Annotated in this window: 16 protein-coding genes and 1 tRNA gene; 7 read left to right on the forward strand and 10 right to left on the reverse strand. The window is 44.7% G+C overall.

What is annotated here, in order from left to right:
- Positions 1-23: 23 nt before the first annotated feature.
- From K339_RS0125885 to K339_RS0125895, 3 genes are read left to right on the forward strand one after another with little or no spacing between them, the layout of a single operon-like run.
- Positions 24-1364: a hypothetical protein gene (locus K339_RS0125885; protein WP_157607751.1), complete on the forward strand. Its 1341-nt coding sequence runs from the start codon at positions 24-26 to the stop codon at positions 1362-1364.
- Positions 1365-1376: 12 nt separating this feature from the next.
- Complete coding sequence (locus K339_RS0125890) at positions 1377-3260, forward strand: zinc dependent phospholipase C family protein (RefSeq protein ID WP_028526204.1); 1884 nt, start codon at positions 1377-1379, stop codon at positions 3258-3260.
- A gap of 12 nt (positions 3261-3272) precedes the next feature.
- The gene (locus tag K339_RS0125895) at positions 3273-4325 is read left to right on the forward strand and encodes a hypothetical protein (RefSeq protein WP_028526205.1); all 1053 of its coding nucleotides are present in this window, start codon (positions 3273-3275) and stop codon (positions 4323-4325) included.
- 47 nt (positions 4326-4372) lie between these two features.
- On the opposite strand, the gene K339_RS0125900 is transcribed toward K339_RS0125895, so the two are convergent.
- Both K339_RS0125900 and K339_RS0125905 read right to left on the reverse strand, forming a co-directional pair.
- A complete protein-coding gene (locus K339_RS0125900; protein ID WP_028526206.1) occupies positions 4373-5647 on the reverse strand; it encodes a mandelate racemase/muconate lactonizing enzyme family protein in 1275 nt (424 codons plus the stop codon).
- Between the two features lie 60 nt (positions 5648-5707).
- Positions 5708-6658: an RraA family protein gene (locus K339_RS0125905; RefSeq protein WP_028526207.1), complete on the reverse strand. Its 951-nt coding sequence runs from the start codon at positions 6656-6658 to the stop codon at positions 5708-5710.
- 290 nt (positions 6659-6948) lie between these two features.
- Between K339_RS0125905 and K339_RS36240 the strand changes: the two genes are divergently transcribed.
- Positions 6949-7467: a hypothetical protein gene (locus K339_RS36240; RefSeq protein ID WP_028526208.1), complete on the forward strand. Its 519-nt coding sequence runs from the start codon at positions 6949-6951 to the stop codon at positions 7465-7467.
- 43 nt (positions 7468-7510) lie between these two features.
- Here the strand turns inward: K339_RS36240 and K339_RS0125915 are convergent, their stop codons facing one another.
- Positions 7511-9370: a tetratricopeptide repeat-containing sensor histidine kinase gene (locus K339_RS0125915; protein ID WP_084332316.1), complete on the reverse strand. Its 1860-nt coding sequence runs from the start codon at positions 9368-9370 to the stop codon at positions 7511-7513.
- 12 nt (positions 9371-9382) lie between these two features.
- On the reverse strand, positions 9383-10135 hold the full coding sequence (locus tag K339_RS0125920) for a LytR/AlgR family response regulator transcription factor (protein WP_028526210.1): 753 nt from the start codon (positions 10133-10135) through the stop codon (positions 9383-9385).
- Between the two features lie 195 nt (positions 10136-10330).
- Here K339_RS0125920 and K339_RS34850 point away from each other — a divergent pair, with 195 nt between their 5' ends.
- Positions 10331-10633: a ribosomal protein L7/L12 gene (locus K339_RS34850; protein ID WP_051398259.1), complete on the forward strand. Its 303-nt coding sequence runs from the start codon at positions 10331-10333 to the stop codon at positions 10631-10633.
- A gap of 74 nt (positions 10634-10707) precedes the next feature.
- On the opposite strand, the gene K339_RS34855 is transcribed toward K339_RS34850, so the two are convergent.
- The 4 genes from K339_RS34855 to K339_RS0125945 all read right to left on the reverse strand — a co-directional run bounded on the left by K339_RS34855 (position 10708) and on the right by K339_RS0125945 (position 15675).
- The gene (locus K339_RS34855) at positions 10708-11298 is read right to left on the reverse strand and encodes a Uma2 family endonuclease (RefSeq protein WP_051398260.1); all 591 of its coding nucleotides are present in this window, start codon (positions 11296-11298) and stop codon (positions 10708-10710) included.
- 88 nt (positions 11299-11386) lie between these two features.
- A complete protein-coding gene (locus tag K339_RS0125935) occupies positions 11387-13579 on the reverse strand; it encodes a S9 family peptidase (protein ID WP_028526211.1) in 2193 nt (730 codons plus the stop codon).
- Positions 13576-14367 (reverse strand): M48 family metalloprotease, encoded by a 792-nt coding sequence (locus K339_RS0125940; protein ID WP_028526212.1) that lies wholly within the window; start codon positions 14365-14367, stop codon positions 13576-13578. Before K339_RS0125940 ends, K339_RS0125935 begins: the two co-directional genes overlap by 4 nt.
- Before the next feature lie 69 nt (positions 14368-14436).
- Positions 14437-15675: a NupC/NupG family nucleoside CNT transporter gene (locus tag K339_RS0125945; RefSeq protein ID WP_028526213.1), complete on the reverse strand. Its 1239-nt coding sequence runs from the start codon at positions 15673-15675 to the stop codon at positions 14437-14439.
- Positions 15676-15926: 251 nt separating this feature from the next.
- Between K339_RS0125945 and K339_RS0125950 the strand changes: the two genes are divergently transcribed.
- Both K339_RS0125950 and K339_RS0125960 read left to right on the forward strand, forming a co-directional pair.
- Positions 15927-18200, forward strand: a complete 2274-nt coding sequence (locus tag K339_RS0125950; protein WP_028526214.1) for an aconitate hydratase — start codon at positions 15927-15929, stop codon at positions 18198-18200.
- Positions 18201-18357: 157 nt separating this feature from the next.
- Positions 18358-18651, forward strand: a complete 294-nt coding sequence (locus tag K339_RS0125960) for a hypothetical protein (RefSeq protein WP_028526215.1) — start codon at positions 18358-18360, stop codon at positions 18649-18651.
- A 34-nt stretch (positions 18652-18685) separates the two neighbouring features.
- Here K339_RS0125960 and K339_RS0125965 read toward each other — a convergent pair whose 3' ends face one another.
- On the reverse strand, positions 18686-19738 hold the full coding sequence (locus K339_RS0125965; protein WP_037301902.1) for an alpha/beta fold hydrolase: 1053 nt from the start codon (positions 19736-19738) through the stop codon (positions 18686-18688).
- A 239-nt stretch (positions 19739-19977) separates the two neighbouring features.
- A tRNA-Arg gene (locus K339_RS0125970) sits at positions 19978-20051 on the reverse strand.
- Positions 20052-20189: the final 138 nt, after the last annotated feature.

Here is a 20189-nt window from a genome sequence, read left to right on the forward strand (position 1 = left end):
TTTTACACCTAAACTTTCATGTTATGAAGTCAACCCAATTCGATCTGTCGTATCGACAACTCAGGCTGCTGCTTTTGGGGATGTCGTTTATTTTATGCCTGTTTCCTCTAAAAATGGGACGGGCAATGGCCGATGCTGATGTGGATGTAAAAATTCCGATTGAAGAACTTCAGCGTTTGATTCAACAACTCGAAGACGTTACGCAAGGGCTAACGGGGCAGTTGGGGATTGAGCTACGGCGAACGGTAGATGAGCTGAATGATAAAATTACGCAGCAAATTAGCAACATCAAAGATGCTTCCATCGACGTATTGAAGGCGGCTTCTGCCGAGATTAGAGCCATTATCCAAACCCTTACCCAAGAAGCCCGAAAACTGCTGGCGGAAGTCAATCAAATGGTACGCGATGCCGTCAAATGCCTTGACGAGGTCTTGGCAAAACGGATTGCGCAAATCAAAGATACCATGATTGAGCTGATTGATAAAACCTCGGTCGTCATCCAACAAACGATTGACAGAGTGCGCATTGGCGCCGTTGAAATTATTGACCAAGGTACAAATAGTGTGGTGGTTGTGCTTGACAAAACCCTCGAAAATGCCATACGTATCGGGTTATTGGTGGCTATTTTTATTCTACTTTTTTGGATGGTGCGTACCCTTTACAAACAAAACATCAATCGGATGCAAACCCACCAAAAAATAGTGATGGGGTTTGTAACGGTGGTAATGATTGCGATGGGCACGGTGCTGGTGTCGAGTTCGGCCATGGCCAAAATCGCAGGAAAAGAGATTAAAATCCCCAAATGGGAAAAGTACTGCGAAGATGGTGACGCGTATTATGCCCAATTTGTGACCCAAAAAAACAACGGAGCAAGCACTGCTGATTTGCATATTATTGGCATGAAAGCCCTCGAAGCCCTTGATATGTGCCGCGTAGCCACGGTTAGCGCCGAAGTAGCGAGAAGTAAGCAGATGGCCATCAACGAGATTTCGGTGATTCTGTATCCACCCGCACCCACGCCCGAAACCATTCCAACGTCAGATCCGCTGGTGGCAGATTGTAAACCAAGTAGTCCGTCGGGGCCTAAAAAGCCATTTTACCCAGGTTGGTATTCTAAGTATGATTTTTTGAAAATAGCCACCTTGGCAAAAATGCAAGAGGAGAAAAAAATCAACGTGAAGGATATTTACGTGCGCGTTTCTCCCCAATTGATGACCGTTTCTCCAGCCCAAGTTGAAAAAACGTACAAGCAGAAAATTTCGACCTATACCAAAGTGTCGCCGCAGTCGCTTGAAGTGCAGCGGGTTACTCCACTGATGTTTAAATACAATGGTGCTTTGCAAAAAATAAATTCACAACGTTAACTCTTTACAATTATGCCAGGTCCAGCTGTCCATCACTTGATTTCGGATGAAGTGGCTAAACGCATACATGCCCTTAATCTGACTCCCGACGCCGCAAAATTACTAGCTGATTTTGCCCCGTATTTACATTTTGGTGCCCAAGGCCCCGACCCTTTGTTTTTTAACACCAAAGATTTAAGCCCCGAACTACGAACGCTCGTCAGATTGTATTTTGACGCAGTGGATTTTATGGAAGACTTCAAAAAAGAGATTCTGAAAATCATTCCTCCAGAATTAATTGCGGCAGTAGAAACCCTCGAAGCAGTTTGGGACAACGTTGCGGCACGTTCTTCCACCATCACCGAAATTCAACAACTTTTGGGTGAATCGCAGGCATTGCTGGGGCTGCTTCAATCGACTTTGCAACAAGCGGCGATAAAGTATTTGACCGATACAGTCAATGTTTTTAATCAGCTCAAACACCCGATTCAGGACGTGGGGCAGCCCCATGATATTTGGTGGTGGTTCGATACACTGCATTACCGACGCACGGGGAAGTTTGCCCAAACTTTGCTGAAAAATGCGACACCTGGCACGGCCGAACACGCTTACGCCATTGGTTATTTGACCCATTTTGCGGCCGATACCGTTGGACACCCATTTGTCAACATTATGTCAGGAGGGCCGTACCGTACCCACGCCCAGCGCCACAAATTTGTGGAGAATCACCAAGATACGTACGCGTTTAAAGAAATGCGCTCGGGGGAAGAGTTTGTAGAAAGTGATCTTTGGAAAGACTACGTAATGGGGAGTGAAACAAAACTGCCCGATGGCGTGAGAAACCTTATTTTGAAAAGTATCAAGGAGGTTTATTTCAAAAACAATGATTCGGAGTATGGTGCTGAAATGACCGATGAAGACCTTGACGATGTGTATCGAATGTGGTTGAAATGGTTTAAAAATACGACCCAAAGCGGAGAGTTACCGCCGCCAGTGCCTTATTCGTTTACGGCCGAAATTGCCGAAGTTTGGGAAACGTTTACCGACAACGTGGGTGATATTGGCGACATGGTTTCTGGATCTGCGCCAGGTGATTTTAGTTTGGCGTCTATTTTAGAATTTTTAGCAGCATTGGTACTTGGTGGAGCGTTGTTGGCGGCGGCATTGATTGACTTTTTGGCGGGCGCTATCACCACTTTAGGCGCCGCTCCCATTCGGTTTTTAATTTCTTTGGCCTACGAAAGCCTCTACAATGCCTTCATGAATTTCTACCAAGGGGTCGTGCTAAACGGCCTTGCTTTTCCTACCAAAGCGCAGTTGGGGCATTATTTGTCAAAACATACGGTGGCGAGTTATTTGCCCGATAATATGGGACAAACGGCCAATAGTTTGCTTGCGATGTATCCCACGCGATTTTTTGAGGTGGAAGGTTTGGAACAAGATTGTCACTTGGTGTATCCTGTACCAGCACTTGCCGAGCTCGAACCCGATGCCACGACGGGCGCACCAAGTAGCTACTACAAGGCCACTAACTTGCATTATATTCAAGGACAAATAAAATTTGAAAAGGAGATTTATAAAGAACTGAAGGAGTTTAGGGACAAAATTACGCCCGCTGACTCACCCACCGACATTCAGAGTCGGTTTGACCGCATGGAGCGAAAAGTGGTAGGAGACACGCTTGGGAATGCCATTGATTTTTCGGTTTTTTTGTACCGTGAGTTTCTAAATGGTGAAAAGATTCCTGATTTTAATTTGGATGGAGATAGGGGAGTAGGGTACTTGTGCTGGCGCAAAGTCAAGGATGATACGGCGCTCAACGACCCTTCTGCACCGACGGTGGCAGTGTTGCCCAGTGAAACGGTCAAACACGTTCAAACCGACATCATCAGCCCAAATTCTTCTACCATTCTCTAAACCACACTTCTTATGGAAACCCTCAAATTCATTCGTGAGCGTCGTCAAAAGGCGAAGAAAAATATAGAAATTTTTCAGAATAGCCGTGATTTTAAAGAAATGCGCCAGCACGAAAAGCGCCCTCCCAAGCCCTATCGTGATAAAACATTTTTATACATCAAAGGCTATGATTCGGATACGGGCAATCGCCCCATGCCCGCTGGTACGGTGTTTTGGATGAGCCCCGATATTGAAATTTTTGACGGAACTATGCCCATTGCCAATAACCAGCTGGTGGCGGGAAAAAATTACCAAATTGCCGTTACCGTTCGGAACGGAGGTGATTTGCCCTGTTATTCTTGTCACGTTGAGCTTTTTATCTGTAATCCATCCTTGGGTTTTGATCCCGTTCATGGCACATTATTGGGCGTACAAACCACGCAAGTGCAAGCCCAAGGAGATACGACCCTTTCGTTTCCAATTGTGGCAACCTCTGCCATGATTGGGCACCGCTGCCTTTTTGCAAGGGTGTTTAGCTTTGTCAATAATGACTTGCCCAGTTCGGCTACTACTTTTCCTGTGGTGGCAGACAGGCACATTGGTCAGCAAAATCTGAATATTATTCAGCAAAATAACTTTGTAAAAGTGCTGATGACAAATGAGTTTGCGGGGCAGAAAAACTTTCAGGTGAAAGTGGTGCCGCGTAAAATGGACGTCATCAAAGGCACGCGAATACCGCAGCTTCGGAGACTGATTTCGCCCCTACAGGCGGTGGTTCTCCCCGAATTTTCAATTAAACCCTTAAAAGTAAACGCAGGAATTGAGATAAATAGAATGCGAGCAACTACCCCAAACCGTGCCTTGTTGGTAAGAAATCCCGCTTTAGAGGCTTCTAACTTGGCCGTTTTGACTCCTTTGCGTAAAAATCTATGGGATTTTAAATTGGACAAAGGTACAAGAGAACTAGAGGTGGCGATTCCTGATTTTAAGCTTAAAAACAACGAAGCAGTAGTGGTCGATATTGAACTAACAGATGCTGACCAAAACAAGGTGGTGGGTGGAATTCGTTTTGTGGTAACGGCTTAGGTTAATTTCCCCAACCCCAATATTGGAAAGGGTTGGGGAAATTGCATTTATTCAAAAAAAGGAACGCCTTTGGGCGCGTATTTTCGCATTCCTTCTTCGTTGATGTCAACGCCAATGCCAGGTTTTTCCGAAAGAGGAATGTAGCCGTCTTTCACCATGGGGCCGTCGAAGGTGACAATTTCCTTAAACATTGGGTCTTCGTGAAAGTAAATTTGCCATTCCAAAATGAGGAAATTAGGCACGGTTGCGCATACGTGAGAAGCTGCCATCGCCCCCAAATACGAGGCTACCATGTGCGGCGCAAAAGGGACGTAATAGAGATTGGAAAGGTTCGCAATCCGTTGGCCTTCGCCGAGACCGCCTGCTTTTTGTAAATCGGGCATGACGATGTCAACCGCGCCTAATTCCAATAATTTACGAAAACCGTGGGCCAAATAATGGTTTTCGCCCGCGCAGATGGGCGTTTGGGTCGAATCACGCACAATTTTATAAGCTTCTGGATTGTCGGCGGGAAAGGGTTCTTCCAAAAACAACAGCTTCAAAGGTTCCATCATTTTGGCCACACGCTTGCCAGTGGTGGTGTCATAACGTCCGTGCATATCAACACAAATATCGACCTTAGGACCTACTGCCTCCCGAACGGCGGCGATTTGGTTGTACATCCGTTCGAGCTCGCCATTGCTGGCAGTCCAGTTGTACGAATCAAACTTGTTGGGGTCGTTGCGTTCGTCAATGTCAAATTTTACGGCCGTAAAGCCCATTTTAGCGGCATTTTTGGCTGCTTTGGCAAAATCATCAGGAGTGGGGCCGCTGGTTCGGTAGGCCCCTGTGTCGCAGTAAACGCGGATTTTATCCCGAAACTTTCCTCCTAACAATTGATATACAGGAAGTCCGAGGGCTTTGCCTGTGAGATCCCAAAGGGCTGTTTCGACGGCAGAAAGCACTGCGATGTACATTCCTGCTTGTGATCCTTCAAAGTAGCCCGAACGACGAATATCCTCAAAAAGTCGGTGTACGTTGAGCGGGCTTTTTCCCTTGATGCGTTCACCCATCATTTTTACCAAATGGTAGGTGCCAGGGGTGGCATCAACGCCTTCACCGCAGCCGTAAATTCCTTGATTGGTATAAATTTTGACAAACAAACTATGCCCGCCTCTGATGAATCCACATTTGATGTCAGTGATTTTGAGGTCGGAAGGTGCCGACGATTGAGGTGTTCGCTCGATGGCAGTTTCGAGTTCCTGCCCAAAACTTTGCAGGGATGATAAACCAAGCGCCGCCGAAATAGCACCCTTGGTTAAAAAGTTACGGCGTGATGTCATGAGTTACTGATGAGGTTTATGTAAACTGATAGGTAATGTTGCAACTGAAATCGGAGGAGGTTACCAAGTCCGTTTTTTGAGGTATTCTTGGATTTGTTCTTTGGGAACGGGCAATTCGTTGATGTGGGCGTTCAACCATTGCGAAAAGTCTTTTTCAATTTCGTCGGACCAGCGGTTGTCAATTTGCCCTGGGGTATATTTTTGTTGACGGAGCCGTTCGTGGCCAAACATGTCCCGCAGACGAACAATTTCGGAAACGGTAACTACTTTTTCGGCCAAATGAGGTGGGATGAAAGTTACGGCACCGTCGCGACCCAACACGATGTCCCCTGGTATGACCATAACTTTGCCGATGCGGGTAGGGCGGTTGATGGCCACGAGGGTCGTATTTAAGTCACCATCGGGGTTGTTGAGGTGATGCGAAGGGTGGTAAGTCCTAAAAAACGAAGTAAATCCACCAATTTCTTTTAAGCCCGCAATGTCCCGAATGGCTCCTTCATACACGATTCCATTGCCAGTTTTGGCATAAATAGAATTTCCCAAATTGTCGCCAATCGTTGGGCCGTTTTCGTGCGCACCTAGCTGGTCAACGACATACACGTCTCCCCTGACAAGCATGTCAATCGGCCACGCGTTTTGAGATTTGATACGACCGTCTTTTTCGTGTCCTTTTTTGTCGATAACCCGATGAACATCAGGCCGTCCAGGCATAAAAGTTGCCGTAAGCGCTCGCCCAATCAGCACACTGTCGGGGTTAATACACTGCCAGCCTTCGGCGTATTGATAGCGAAAATTTTCGCCTTTCATTACCGCCCAGGCCTCTTCGTGGGTTACCAAACGCATTCGTTTCAAAATAGCGTCGGGCACTTTGGGGCGGCCATCGGGGAAGCGTTCACCTTTCCATTCGGGGGTGAGAAAAAGAAGTTCTTCTTTGGAGATTTGTTGGGCAAAGGCAGGAAAATAAAGGCAACTGCATAGCAGTAGCACCTTACAAAGGGATACGAATTTCATGATGACTGATGATGGTTAAGGTTACGAATCTACGACCATAAAAGAAGGGTTATAGTTCAACTTACTTTATCTGTGTAGAATGAATGTGAAATAAAAAAAGCTACGTTTAAATTGCTCAATCTTTAACTCCGAAGAAACTATTCACTCCCCAAAAAAGGTTTTGGGAGAAACACAGTTTCAACCATGACGACGGAAAATACACTTTTTGCACCCCTGAAAATAAAGGGAATTACCCTCAAAAATAGAATTGTAATGTCGCCTTCGCCATTTTGTGAAATTTTCTAAAATCAATGCCAAAAAATATCCAAAAACAAGCGCTCAATTTTTTTGAAAAACAAGAGTTTAACAAAGCTTTGCCCCTTTTTGAAGAAGTTGCAGCAAAAGATAATCGTGCTGAAAATTGGTTTAATGTAGCCACTTGTGCCGTTATGGCGTTGCAACTTTCCAAAGGGAAAGAAGCATTGGCAAAAGCCACTACTTTGGCAGAAAAAGAAGCAAACCCCGATGGTCTTTCGGTGGGGATGATGTACTTTTATTTTATGTGTGCCTTGCGCGATAGTGGTTTTGTGGAGGAAGGTATGAAAGAATTGGAGCAGTTTCGGGAGAGTTATTCTTCCTTGAAAATTACGGATGACATGTTTTTGAGTATCCGTGGTTTGCCTTCTCTTCAACAATTTTTGGCAATGGGGGTAGGTCTGCTTAAAAAGCAGACGAAGGTGCTGCCACAAGAATGGTTAGCTCAATTTGGAAATGCACTCGACGCCGAGGGGCAAGCCGAGGTTGCGACCTTTGCCAAAGAGCAATTCTAAAATAGTTGGGTCTTCGCGACGCTGTATGCTTAAAATTGTTGCTCTAAAGCGGAATTTTGAGCGTGACACGCGTGCCTAAGCTTTGTCCCATTTCATCTAGTAAATCGTTGTAATGCACCAATTCTTGGGAGTTGAAGGACGAACTTAAAAGCCTAAGTCGTTCGGAAGTGGCAGCTGTTGAAAATGATTCGTGCGAAGCGAATCGTTTTTGTTTTATTTCCGCTGATTTTGCCCTGCCTACGCCGTTATCCTCTACCACGCATATAATATGTTCTTCCGTTTCGTCCATCGAAAACATGATTGACAACCGTTTGTCGCCATTTTTATGCAATAATCCATGCTTGATGCTATTTTCAACGAAGGGTTGAATCAACATGGGTGGAAGTTGGTGATAATCTTCATCCAATTGGTCATCAAGTGAAATTTCGTAGCTAAAACCCTCTGAAAATCGCATTTTTTCTAGTTCAAGATATTTCGTAAGGAGTTCGATTTCGGTTGCCAGTGTGATGCGTTTTTTTCCTGAAATACTTAAAATTTGGCGAGTGAGGTAGGTAAAATTCCCCATTTGCTCGTTGGCAAGGGTTTTGTCACCGTACATAAACTGTTCTTGAATGCTATTGAGGGCATTGAACATAAAGTGAGGATTCATCTGGCTTTTGAGGGCTTTCAGTTCGCTTTCGGTCGCTTTTTGTTCAATTTCTATGCGGCGTTGTGCTTCTTCGAGTTGGGTGGTAAGGAGTTCGTTTTGCTTTTGTGTTTTAAAACGCATAAAAAGCGCATAAGCCAAGATACTTCCAATCAGCAAGAAAGCCAGAATAGCGTAGATAATGGCAGTTTTTCTTCCTGATTCAAGTTCCGAAATTTGTTTTTGTTGGGCCAAAGATTTGATTTCGCTGTCCTTTTTTTCGGTTTCGTATTTGGTATTAAGCTCTTGGATAGTTTTGTTTTTCTCCGAACTAAACACACTGTCTTTCAGGGTAGTGTATTTTTCTAAATACTCGAATGCCGCTTTAAATTGATTCGTTTGGGCGAATCCTTTTTGCATTTCAAAATAAATATCTCGAAGCGCCTCATTGTCCTGATTTTGAAGGGCAATGACCTTGGCTTGTTGTAAGAAATCCAGTCCTTTGGTGGGATTGCCAAGGGCGGAGTAGGTTTTGCCTATGTTATTAAGGTTTTTCCCCCTGACAAAATCGACGCGGTATTTTTCAATTTCAACCTTGGCTTTTTCAAAATAATCGAGGGCTTTGGGGTATTGTTTAAGCTCAAAATACGTTTTGCCAAGGTTGTCAAGCGTAAGTGCAAGTCCAAAACCGATGTTAAGTTTTTGACAAATAGCAAGAACTTCGTTGTAGGTTTGAATCGCTTTGGTGTATTGTTTTAATTGAAAGTAAGAATTTGCCAAGTTAGTCAAAATGGCTGCTCTGTTTTGGGTGAAAACTTGCCCGTTTTTGAGCAAAAGTTGGTCACATTCAGTCAATAATTTGATAGACTTTTGGTCTTCAAAATTATGCGAGAAAACGTTGGCTAAATTACTTTTTCCGATGACGATATTTGAGTAATCGTTTCTCTTTTCGGCGATTCGAAGGGCTTGGAGGTAAAAATTGATTGCTTTGTCGTTGAGGGCGCGGCTAAAATAGTAATTTCCTAAGCAATTTAGCGACCGAATTTTCCCAAGTTCATAACCCAATTTATTGGACAACTGGTTGGCCTCCGTCGCCATTTTTAACACCAACGTGTCGGCCCGAAATGTGGCAGCTACGCAAGCATCAACGAGCAATTCTACCCGAATACTATCTTGCGGACGGTGGTTTTTAATATCAACGAGCAGTTGTTCGTACGTTTTCTGACCCCAAAGGCTTTGAGTCATGAGTACCAAAAGAACGAGAAGAAAGGGTTTCATTTGGGCTTATTTTTAAACGCGAATGCCAGCAATGAAATCATCAAACTCTTTGACTTTTTCACGGGCAATGGGCACACTCAAACCGTTCTCAAATTCGACAGAAGCACCGTCTTTTTTATTGTACTTTCTAATTTGGTGCGTATTGATTAAAAAAGAGCGGTGAATTCGATAAAAGCGCGCGTCGTTACTAAGCAATTCATCAAATTCTTTGATTTTTTTACTAACCAAGGTTTTTCCGTTTTTGGTGACTACGTGGGTGTAGGAACCGTCGGCTTCAAAAAAGAAAATATCCTCCAATTGTACAAAAACAAGACTGTCTGACATCGGAAGGGCTATTTTTTGAAGGGTAGTAACGCTTAAATTCTCCCGTAAAGTTTGGAAGCGTTGGGGCAATTGAGGTTGCCCAATTAGCTTGGATGCTTTCTCAACGGCGGCTACGAGTTTGGAAATACTAACGGGTTTAAGGATATAATCCACGGCCGAAACTTCAAACGCTTGGAGCGCATATTCCGAGTAGGCGGTACAAAAAATCACTTGAAAAGTAGGCTGGTTGAAATACTCAAACAAGGCAAAACCGTTTTCTTCGGGCATTTCGATGTCCAAAAATACCAAATCTACTGCATGTTTATTAATCAATTTTACGGCCGATTTTACGTCGGCGGCCTCTTCAAGTACGCGTACCGCAGGGCAGTGTTCCGAAAGAATTTGTCGAAGCAATGAACGCGCCGAGGGTTCATCATCGACAATAATTGCATTGACGAGCATAGGTAGGGGTTGAAACGAACGGCTAAAGATACTTCATGTTTTGGTATATTTTGAAACATCACATCTCTGTTTTTGGGTTTATGAACTGAAATAAACAGTTGGTGGATGGTAGCCTACGTTTCGTGAACTGGGCAATTTGACAAAGGAGGAGCTTCGTAATTTTGAATCATGAACACAATTATAATTTCTACTCAAATGAAATCAATTCTTTTCCTTGCCATGTTGTCTTTGTCAACGATGCTTATTGCCAAGCCTTTAGCAGAAGTAGTTGATGAAAAAGAAGGGTATTTTACCGTTGTCCTATTACAGCCAAAAAATCAAAAAACGGTAGCTCACGTAACAAAAGTAGTTGCGACCATACTAGGCGTATCTCAAAAAGAAGCTAAAGCTATCGTAGCAAGTGCGCCTGTAGTGCTCTCAAAAAATCCTACGAAAGAAGAAGCGGCAACGATTAAGTCTGCTTTGGAAGCAGCGGGTGCTGAAGTGGAAGTAAAATAAAGTAGATAGGGTGTTGGGCATAACCACCAGTACGTTCGGTATTGGTGGTTTTTTTGTATTTGAACCAGGTCTTACTAAATTAATTTCCAGTTCTCTTCGTCAAAGGGTAAAAACTCCACGCCCAAATAAATGTCCTCAAGCGAAAGTTGTACATCTATTGAATGAAGTTGAACAGTATCTTGAAGGTTATTGTAAGCGCGGTATTCCCAAACGTCAAGCGTGTTTTTGAAAAATACTTCGACCAAGGGCAGGTATTGGTGTACCAAAACGTACTCTTTTAGGGTGTCAATCATGCGATAACGCATAAATTTTCCGCCACGATCGTAGGCTTCGGTGTCTTGTGACAATACCTCAACAATCACAACGGGGTTGTTGGCGGCATTCTTCAACTCTTCAAAATAAGTAACCTTGCCACAAACCACCGTAACATCAGGGTAAACATAACGATTGCGTGAAGTCGCAACGCGCAAATCACTGTTATAGGTAAAGCACCGTTTTCCTATTAAAGCATTGCCTAATCCACTACCCACATTGTTTGAAATCAAACTGTGAGTAGGTGTACCACCCGCCATGGCATAGACTTCGCCGTCGTGGTATTCGTATTTGGTGTCCGTTTCTTTTTCCAACGCAAGGTATTCTTCGATACTAAAACGTGGCTGTTTCATACTAAATCAATTTGCTGAATGGAAAAAAAGCGGCTTACCCTCAATAGTAAGGTGTAAGCCGCTTTTAGATTTTCTATTTTGGTAAGTATTATTTTGCTCCTGCTGGGCAGTGCTCTCTCAAGTACTTTGTAAACAGTGTATTTAAGTGCTTCGATGTACCATCGCCTTCGTAAATTCCGTGCGAACGATTAGGGTACGGCATAAACTGAAACTGTTTGTTGTGCTTGATAAACTCATTGACCAATCGCTCGGCATTTTGGTAATGAACGTTATCGTCGCCCGTGCCGTGGATATACAATAGGTTTTGGTTCGATTGTAGTTTGTGCGCGTGCGTGATGGGCGAGCCTGCCACAAAATCTTCGCGATTTTCTTGCGGAATCCCCATATAGCGTTCTTGGTAAATGTTATCGTACGTCAATTGGTCGGCCACGGCAGCTACGGCAATGCCTGTTTTGAACAAGGCAGGGTATTGAAATAACAAATTGAGGGTAGAAGAACCGCCACCGCTCCATCCGTGTACGGCTACGCGGCTGGTATCAATGAACGAGTTTTTCTCAAACATAGCTTTGGCTCCCATTGCCATGTCACGAATGTTAATGACGCCAATCTTACGATAGATGGCTTTTCTCCAGTTTCTACCACGGGGAGAAGGTGTGCCACGGTTATCAACCGATGCGTAAATGTAACCGTCTTTGGCCATGTCGCCTGCGTAGAGTCCATTGCGCCCTGTTCCCCAGCTATCGCGCACGGTAGCGCTGGCAGGTTCGCCATAAACCGTAAAAACGATGGGGTATTTTTTGGTAGGGTCGAAGTTGGCAGGTTTTACCATCCAAGCGTCTAGCTCAATACCATCTTCGGTTTTTACTTTAAAAAACTCCACTCGTTTTGGCGCATCGGCTTTGGCCGCCAATTTTTTTGAAATGTCGTCGGCGTCTTTTAAGGCTTTGTGTTCAGGTAAACGAAGCCACTCATTCATGGGCGATGTGTTGGCATTGGAAAATGAATGCGAAGCCCACATGGCGTTAGGAGAGAGGTCGTAGCGGTGCGAGCCAGACTGGTCGGCTGGAGTGACACGTTCGGCTTTTTTACTGCCATCGAGCGGGGCATGGTACAAATAACTCTGCGTGGCATTGTCGGGCGAGGCCATGAAATACAACTGATTATTTTTTTCATCGACCAACACCACCGAAATAATGTCGTAGTCGCCAGCAGTAATGCACTTTTCACTTTTACCGTCGCGGGTTACGCGGTACATGTGGCGCCAGCCGTCTTTTTCGCTCATCCACAAAAATTCTTTTCCGCCGTTGATCCAATCCCAGCCTTCGGGTGTTTCGCTCCACGAATAGCTACTTTTAGTCTCTACCCAAGCATCGTCGCGGTCGGTATAAAACTGGGTAGTTTTTCCAGTTTTGATGTCGGCGGCCAAGATACTAGATTCATTTTGTTTACGATTCAACTGTTGCATAATCAGTTCGTTAGCGTTTCCCCATTCCATGCGTGGAATGTAGGTGTTGCCAGGGTCGCCAGGAGTGTTCATCCATTTGGTAGCGCCACCGTTGGCACTTACAACTCCTATTTTGTAAGGAGAAGGACGTTCACCTACTTTCGGGTACTCTACTGGAACATTGAATGCGTAAATAGAATCGGTGTTATTGATCATCATGAAGTTGCGAATTTTGGTGGCATCAATTTGCCAATACGCAATATTTTTGCTGTCGGGGCTCCAACGAAATCCGTCACGACAATCAAATTCTTCCTCATATACCCAGTCGAACGTACCGTTGATGAGGCGGGTGGTGCCGTCTTTGGTAAGTGCGGTTATTTTGCTCGTAGCGAGGTCTTCCGAATAGACGTTACGCTCACTGACATAAGCTACTTTTTTGCTATCGGGCGAAAATTTTGCAAACATGAGCGATGACACAGGGCGGCCTTTGCCGAGTTGGGTCAGGGTATTTTTGTCCAAATCAAGTACCCAATAATCGCCGCGCGTATCGTAGCGCCAAACGCGTTGGGTATTGGTATAAATGAGGACTTTACGAAAATCATTAGAATACGTGTAACTACGTACGTTAAGGGCGTCGCTTTTGCCCGCTGGCGTAAGTTGGGTAGCACTTACGACTACTTTTTTTTGCAAATCAGGCAGGTTATACTGGACAATTTCCTTGTTTTCTACGCGGTAATAGGCATTTCCGTCTTTGGTCCACTGGACACCACGGTTGAATTGTGCGAATAACGTACTGCTGATGAAGAGAAGGGTAAGAAAAAATGAGGTGTGTTTCATTGGTTACGGTATTTAGCCATTGCTTCTTTTATTTTAACAATCCGATTTTCGGGGTTGGGGTGGGTACTTTGGAACTCGGCGGGGCGCTCGGAGCCACCACCTGCTTGGGCCAAAATTTCCATGACCTGAATCATCGCTTCGGGGTCGCGACCTGTCTGAACCATGTACTTAACGCCAAAATCATCGGCTTCGAGTTCGTCGTCGCGTCCGTATTTTAGGTTCATCAAATTGGCAACGTATTGTGCAATATACGCGCCGCTACTGGGAGAATTTGGATCAGACATGGCAGCAGAGGCTGCGCCTGCTAGTCCGCCCACCAATTCTTGCTTGGCCATTTGCTGGGCTGAATGTCGTCCTACCACGTGCCCAATTTCGTGCCCCAAAACTCCCGCCAATTGGTCTTCGGTTTTGAGTCGTTTGAGCAAACCCATGGTAATAAAAACCTGTCCGCCAGGGATGGCAAAAGCGTTGATGGTTTCGGGGTCGGCCAATACGTGAAAATCAAATTGGTAAGGCGAGTTTTTGGCTTCGGTACTTTGGACGATGCCTTGCCCTACTTTTTTGACCAAAAATTGTACTTTTTCATCACGGTATAGGCCACCATACTCGGCAGCCATTTGGGGCGCACTTTGTAAGCCGATGGCAACTTCTTCTTCGGGCGTGAGGCTTACTTGTTGCTTTTTGCCCGTCACGGGATTGACTTGGGTTTTGCTGAAATACCCAAAAAGCGCCACGACAGCCATGATAATCCCAATCAAAAGCCGTCCACCAATTCGCGTACGTTGCATAGATGTTTAGGGTTGAAAATTGACCTTCCCGAAAGTTCTAACTTTCGGGAAGGTCAACAGTGAAAAGTATTAAAACAGTAGTCCCGCAATTGTAGCGGACATATAAGAGGCTAATGTGCCACATATCAGGGCTTTAAAGCCCAAACGTGCCAAATCAGAACGACGGCTCGGAGCCAACTCACTGATGCCACCTACTTGAATGGCGATAGAGCTAAAGTTGGCAAAACCACAAAGGGCAAAACTGGCAATTGCAATCGTTTTAGGGTCGAGTGTTTCTTTGATTTTTACGAGGTCAAGGTAAGCTACAAACTCATTGATAACCATTTTGGTGCCCATTAACGAACCCGCTGCTTCTACGTCTTTGGCAGGGACGCCCATGGCCCAAGCGAATACGGAGAACACTTTACCCAAAAGGAAATCGAGGCTTAACTGTGGAAAAGCAAATAATCCACCTGCTTTGCCAAGACAGTAATCAAGAAGACCAATTAAAGCGATAAAACCAATCAACATCGCAACCACGTTGAACCCTACCTTGAGTCCCTCACTGGCACCTGCCGCAATGGCATCAAGAAGATTGGCGTGGGCTTTTTTGATTTCTAATTTTACAACCCCTTTTGTTTCAGAATTTTCTGTTTCTGGAAATACGATTTTGGCAATCACCAATGCCCCTGGCGCAGCCATCAAACTGGCCGCAATTAAATAAGGAGCAGGTACACCTAATTTGATATACGTTGCCATAACCCCGCCCGCAATACAGGCAAAGCTACCCGTCATGGAGGCCAAAAGCTCAGAGTTAGTCATTCCTTTTAAATAAGGCTTAATCATGATTTGGGCTTCCACTTGCCCCACAAAAGCCGAGGCAACGTTTGACAATGCTTCAGCACCGCTGACGCCCATCAACCATTTCATCAGGCGTGCCAATACGGCCACAATGCGCTGCATCAGGCCAATGTGATAGAGCATATTGACCAACACCGCCACAAAAATGATGGTAGGAATGATGCTGAAGAAAAAGATAAAGCTATTGCTTTCACCAAATGCTTTGCTGAGAACGGTAGCATTGACCAACGGGCTAAATACAAACTCGGCTCCTTTGTCAGAAAAGCTCAACGTTTTTTGGACAGCACGTCCTAGCCAGTCGAAAATATTTTGTCCGACGGTCGTTTTTAAAATAAATACGGCCAAGCCAAACTGCAAACCAAGCCCTACGCCAACCGTGCGATAGTTGATGGCTTTGCGGTTGTTAGACATGGCGTAAGCAATGCCCAAGATAAAAACGATACCAATGAGTCCAGTAAAACGTTCCATGAAGTGTATTTGGTGACTTATAGTTAGGTTTAAAGTTGATTGAATCAAGCGAGTAAAGATAGGAAGGGCATTTGTTTTTTGGTAATTCTTCGCCCTTTTTCCAAAAAATACTACCTTAATTTGCCCCAAATTGGGGTAAAATTTCAACGATAGTATGACTTTCTACAACTATTTAGCAAGAATTTTAGGGTATTTTGCTTTACAGTTTGTAGTTTTATGGCTGGAAAATTAACTCATCCTATATTAATACCATGGCGTTATTCGATTTAGATATGATGCAGGGCCTCTACGCAAAACTCGGTGAACGAGTGGAGGCGGCTCGTAACGTAGTAGGACGTCCTTTGACCTACACAGAGAAAATTTTGTACGCTCACCTTACCCAAGGTGATGCCACTACTGTTTATGAGCGCGGCAAATCATACGTTGACTTCGGACCCGACCGTGTAGCTATGCAAGATGCCACTGCTCAGATGGCTTTGTTGCAATTTATGCAGGCTGGCCGTCCGAAAGTAGCAGTTCCTTCTACTGTACACTGTGACCACTTAATTACTGCCCAAGTTGGGTCTTCGGAAGACTTAGGCAAAGCAGTAGTTGAAAACCAAGAAGTGTATGATTTCTTATCGTCGGTTTCTAATAAATACGGCATCGGTTTCTGGAAAGCAGGCGCGGGTATCATTCACCAAGTAGTGATTGAAAACTACGCTTTCCCAGGCGGTATGATGATTGGTACCGACTCACACACCGTAAACGCGGGTGGTTTGGGTATGATTGCTATCGGGGTAGGTGGTGCTGATGCGTGCGACGTAATGGCGGGCCTTCCTTGGGAGCTTAAATTCCCAAAACTAATCGGGGTAAAATTGACAGGTAAACTCAATGGCTGGACTTCTCCAAAAGACGTTATCTTGAAAGTAGCTGGTATCCTTACCGTAAAAGGTGGAACGGGTGCTATCGTAGAATACTTCGGCGAAGGAGCAACTTCTATGTCATGTACGGGTAAAGGTACTATCTGTAACATGGGTGCTGAAATCGGAGCAACGACTTCGACCTTTGCTTACGACGAGTCGATGGAGCGCTATTTGCGCGCTACAGGCCGTGACGCCGTTGCTGACCTTGCTAACTCGGTAAAAGAACACCTTACGGCGGATGCAGGCGTTTATGATGAACCAGAGAAATACTTCGATCAAGTAATCGAAATCAATCTTTCGGACCTTGAGCCACACTTGAACGGGCCTTTCACACCAGATTTGGCTACGCCAATTTCTAAGATGAAAGAAGCCGCTGCGGCCAACGGCTGGCCAACCAAAGTTGAGGTAGGTTTGATTGGTTCTTGTACCAACTCGTCGTACGAAGACATCGCTCGTGCGGCTTCATTGGCAAAACAAGTGGCCTCTAAAAACCTTAAAACCAAGGCTGAATTTACCATTACACCAGGTTCAGAGCAAGTTCGCTACACGATTGAGCGCGATGGTTTCCTCGAAACATTCGACGAAATTGGCGCGAAAGTGTTTGCTAACGCTTGCGGACCTTGTATCGGTATGTGGGCACGTGTAGGCGCTGAAAAGCAAGAGCGTAACACCATCGTTCACTCATTCAACCGTAACTTCGCCAAGCGTGCCGATGGTAACCCTAACACGTTGGCATTTGTAGCTTCTCCAGAATTGGTGACTGCTTTGGCCATTGCGGGTGACTTGACTTTCAACCCATTGACGGATACACTTATCAACGAAAATGGCGAACAAGTAACTTTAGACGCGCCAACGGGTGACGAATTGCCACCGCGTGGTTTTGACGTAGAGGATGCAGGATACCAAGCACCAGCAGCAGACGGTAGCGGTATTCAAGTTGCAGTTTCGCCAACGTCAAATCGCTTGCAGTTGCTCGATCCATTTGCAGCTTGGGAAGGTACTGACCTTAAAGGTTTGAAATTGTTGATCAAAGCCAAAGGCAAGTGTACAACTGACCACATCTCAATGGCAGGCCCATGGTTGAAGTACCGTGGTCACTTGGATAACATTTCTAACAACTTGTTGATTGGCGCGGTTAACTTCTTTAATGAGAAGACCGACAACGTAAAAAGTCAAGTAACGGGAGAATACGGGCCAGTTCCTGCTACCCAGCGTGGGTACAAAGCCGCAGGAGTGGGCACGATTGTGGTTGGAGATGAAAACTACGGTGAAGGTTCATCACGCGAGCACGCGGCGATGGAGCCACGCCACTTGGGCGTTCGTGCGGTATTGGTAAAATCGTTTGCCCGTATCCACGAAACGAACTTGAAGAAACAAGGTATGTTGGCCTTGACGTTTGCGGATAAAGCAGATTATGACAAAATCAAAGAAGACGATTCAATCGACATCGTTGGATTGACAGAATTTGCCCCAGGAAAGTCACTTACGTTGGTGCTCAATCATGCTGATGGTTCAACAGATGAAATTACGGTAAACCATACCTATAACGAACAACAAATTGAGTGGTTCAAAGCAGGTGCGGCTCTTAATATCATTCGTGCGCAAGTAGCAGGAAATTAATATTATTTAGACTTCCCAAGTTTGACAATTTCGTTATTGGCAACTTGGGGAGTCTTTTTCTTTTACAGACCTTCCAAGTTTAGTGATTGTGTTTACATTCAAACTTGGAAGGTCTTTTAACGCCCAGAAACCCTTGTCATTACACTCATTTGTAGCCATGTTACTACTCGAACAAAATATCATGCGAAAAGAGTACGATGAAGTTTCAAACGACATTTATGCGGCACTTTTTACTTCTACTCAGTTAATAGACGAGTACTCTGAGCTATTGAAACAGGCGCTTCTCAAACAGGTATTTACTACCAAGGAGCAGAAAGCACACATTATTCAGTTTTTGGCCAAACTCAAAACCCAACGGGAATTAGTAGAAATCTCACAGAGTTCTACCTTACTCCAACAAACCCACCAAGCCGCAGAATCGTTTGCTCGGAAAATGGTGAAAAATTCTTAAATTCAGACATTGAATAAGAATGGGAAAAGGTCTTTTAACGCCCAGAAACCCTTTTCAAAAACGTTGTAATATCCTCTAAAAACTCTTTCGGCTTCTCATAGTGGACATTGTGTCCCGTATTTGGATAAATTTTGTGTGTGATTAACTTTGAGTGTTGCTGTTGTAAGGCGGCGTTGTCTTTCTCGAAGGGAAAAAGGTCGTTGGGGGAGGTTGGGTCGATGATGAGGAGAGGGACGTGCAGGCTTCGATAAATAATTTTCGGTTCAATCATCGCCATTGATTGACCAAACAAAGAAGCTTTGGTAGGGCGCAAAATGGTTTCTTTGAACTCAACCTCGTTGCGCATGTGAAATAGCTTCTCGACACCCGCTCCAATCGTCCATTTACCGCCTGAATCCTTTCCTAGCCAGGCCAACAGTTCAAACTGAGTGCCCGATGACGAATAATCGTAGTAAGCTTTGTATGCCTCAAATTCTGTGTCAAAAGTAGCAGAAGAGAATCTATTTGTGAATATACTTTTTACTTGGGCATCCAACGTACTATCAGGTAGTTGGTGGTAGTGGGTATTGGTAGCTACCGACCCGCCGTCTTCGAGTACCAATCCTAACACATTTTCGGGATAAGCATCATAAAATGCCGAGGCAATAAATCCTCCCCTCGACCAGCCACCAATGACTGCTTTAGACAGTTTTTTGACCGACATCAAGGTTTTAATATCGTCGGCGACGTGGTACAACGAGACGTCATGGGTAGGAATGGGCGTTTGGCCGTGACCGTAATAATCAATCGCAATGACGTAATACCCTTTTTGAACCAATTCTTTTGCGAGGTCAGCAAATTCGTAGGCGTTGGTGAAGCTACCATGCACCCAAATGAAGGGAGTATGGCGAGGATTTCCCCATTCTAGGTAGTGCATTTTTACGTTTTTGGTTTGTACAAATCCGCCGTGTTTTTTCTCAAATTGTGTAAATTCCACCCGAGCACTATCGTACTTGGCTTTGATATTAACTGGCTGAGAAGGGCTGCCTTGCGACCACAGTAGGAGGGATGAAGTACCAAAAAACAAAAGGAGCAATAATAGTCGCATGGTGTGAAAAAGCTGACAAGAGATTATAATACCTTGATAGTGACATTAGGGATAGGTACTCATCTCGCTATGATTCTTTCTATTCCGTATTTTGATTTTCGGCGGCCATCTTATTTGGAAGATTATTAAGATAGTAAATATTGGGAATAAATTGACAACAGCAAGGGTAACTTGGCCGTACGTAAGCAAATTTTGGGCAAGAAAAAGCCCTCAAATTAGCGAAATTTGAGGGCTTTTAGTGGTCACGTAGGGATTCGAACCCCAAACCTTCTGATCCGTAGTCAGATGCTCTATCCAATTGAGCTACGCAACCGTGTTGTTTTTTTTACTTATCTCCCGTTGTTTGGGAATGCAAAGGTAGGGGTATTTCACCCCTTTGTCAAGCCTTTTTTTGATTTTTTTTGAAAATATTTTTTGTCAAACCTGCGTTTTTGAGCTAAACACGCTGCTT

Source organism: Runella limosa DSM 17973 (assembly GCF_000482465.1).
Lineage (GTDB): Bacteria > Bacteroidota > Bacteroidia > Cytophagales > Spirosomataceae > Runella > Runella limosa.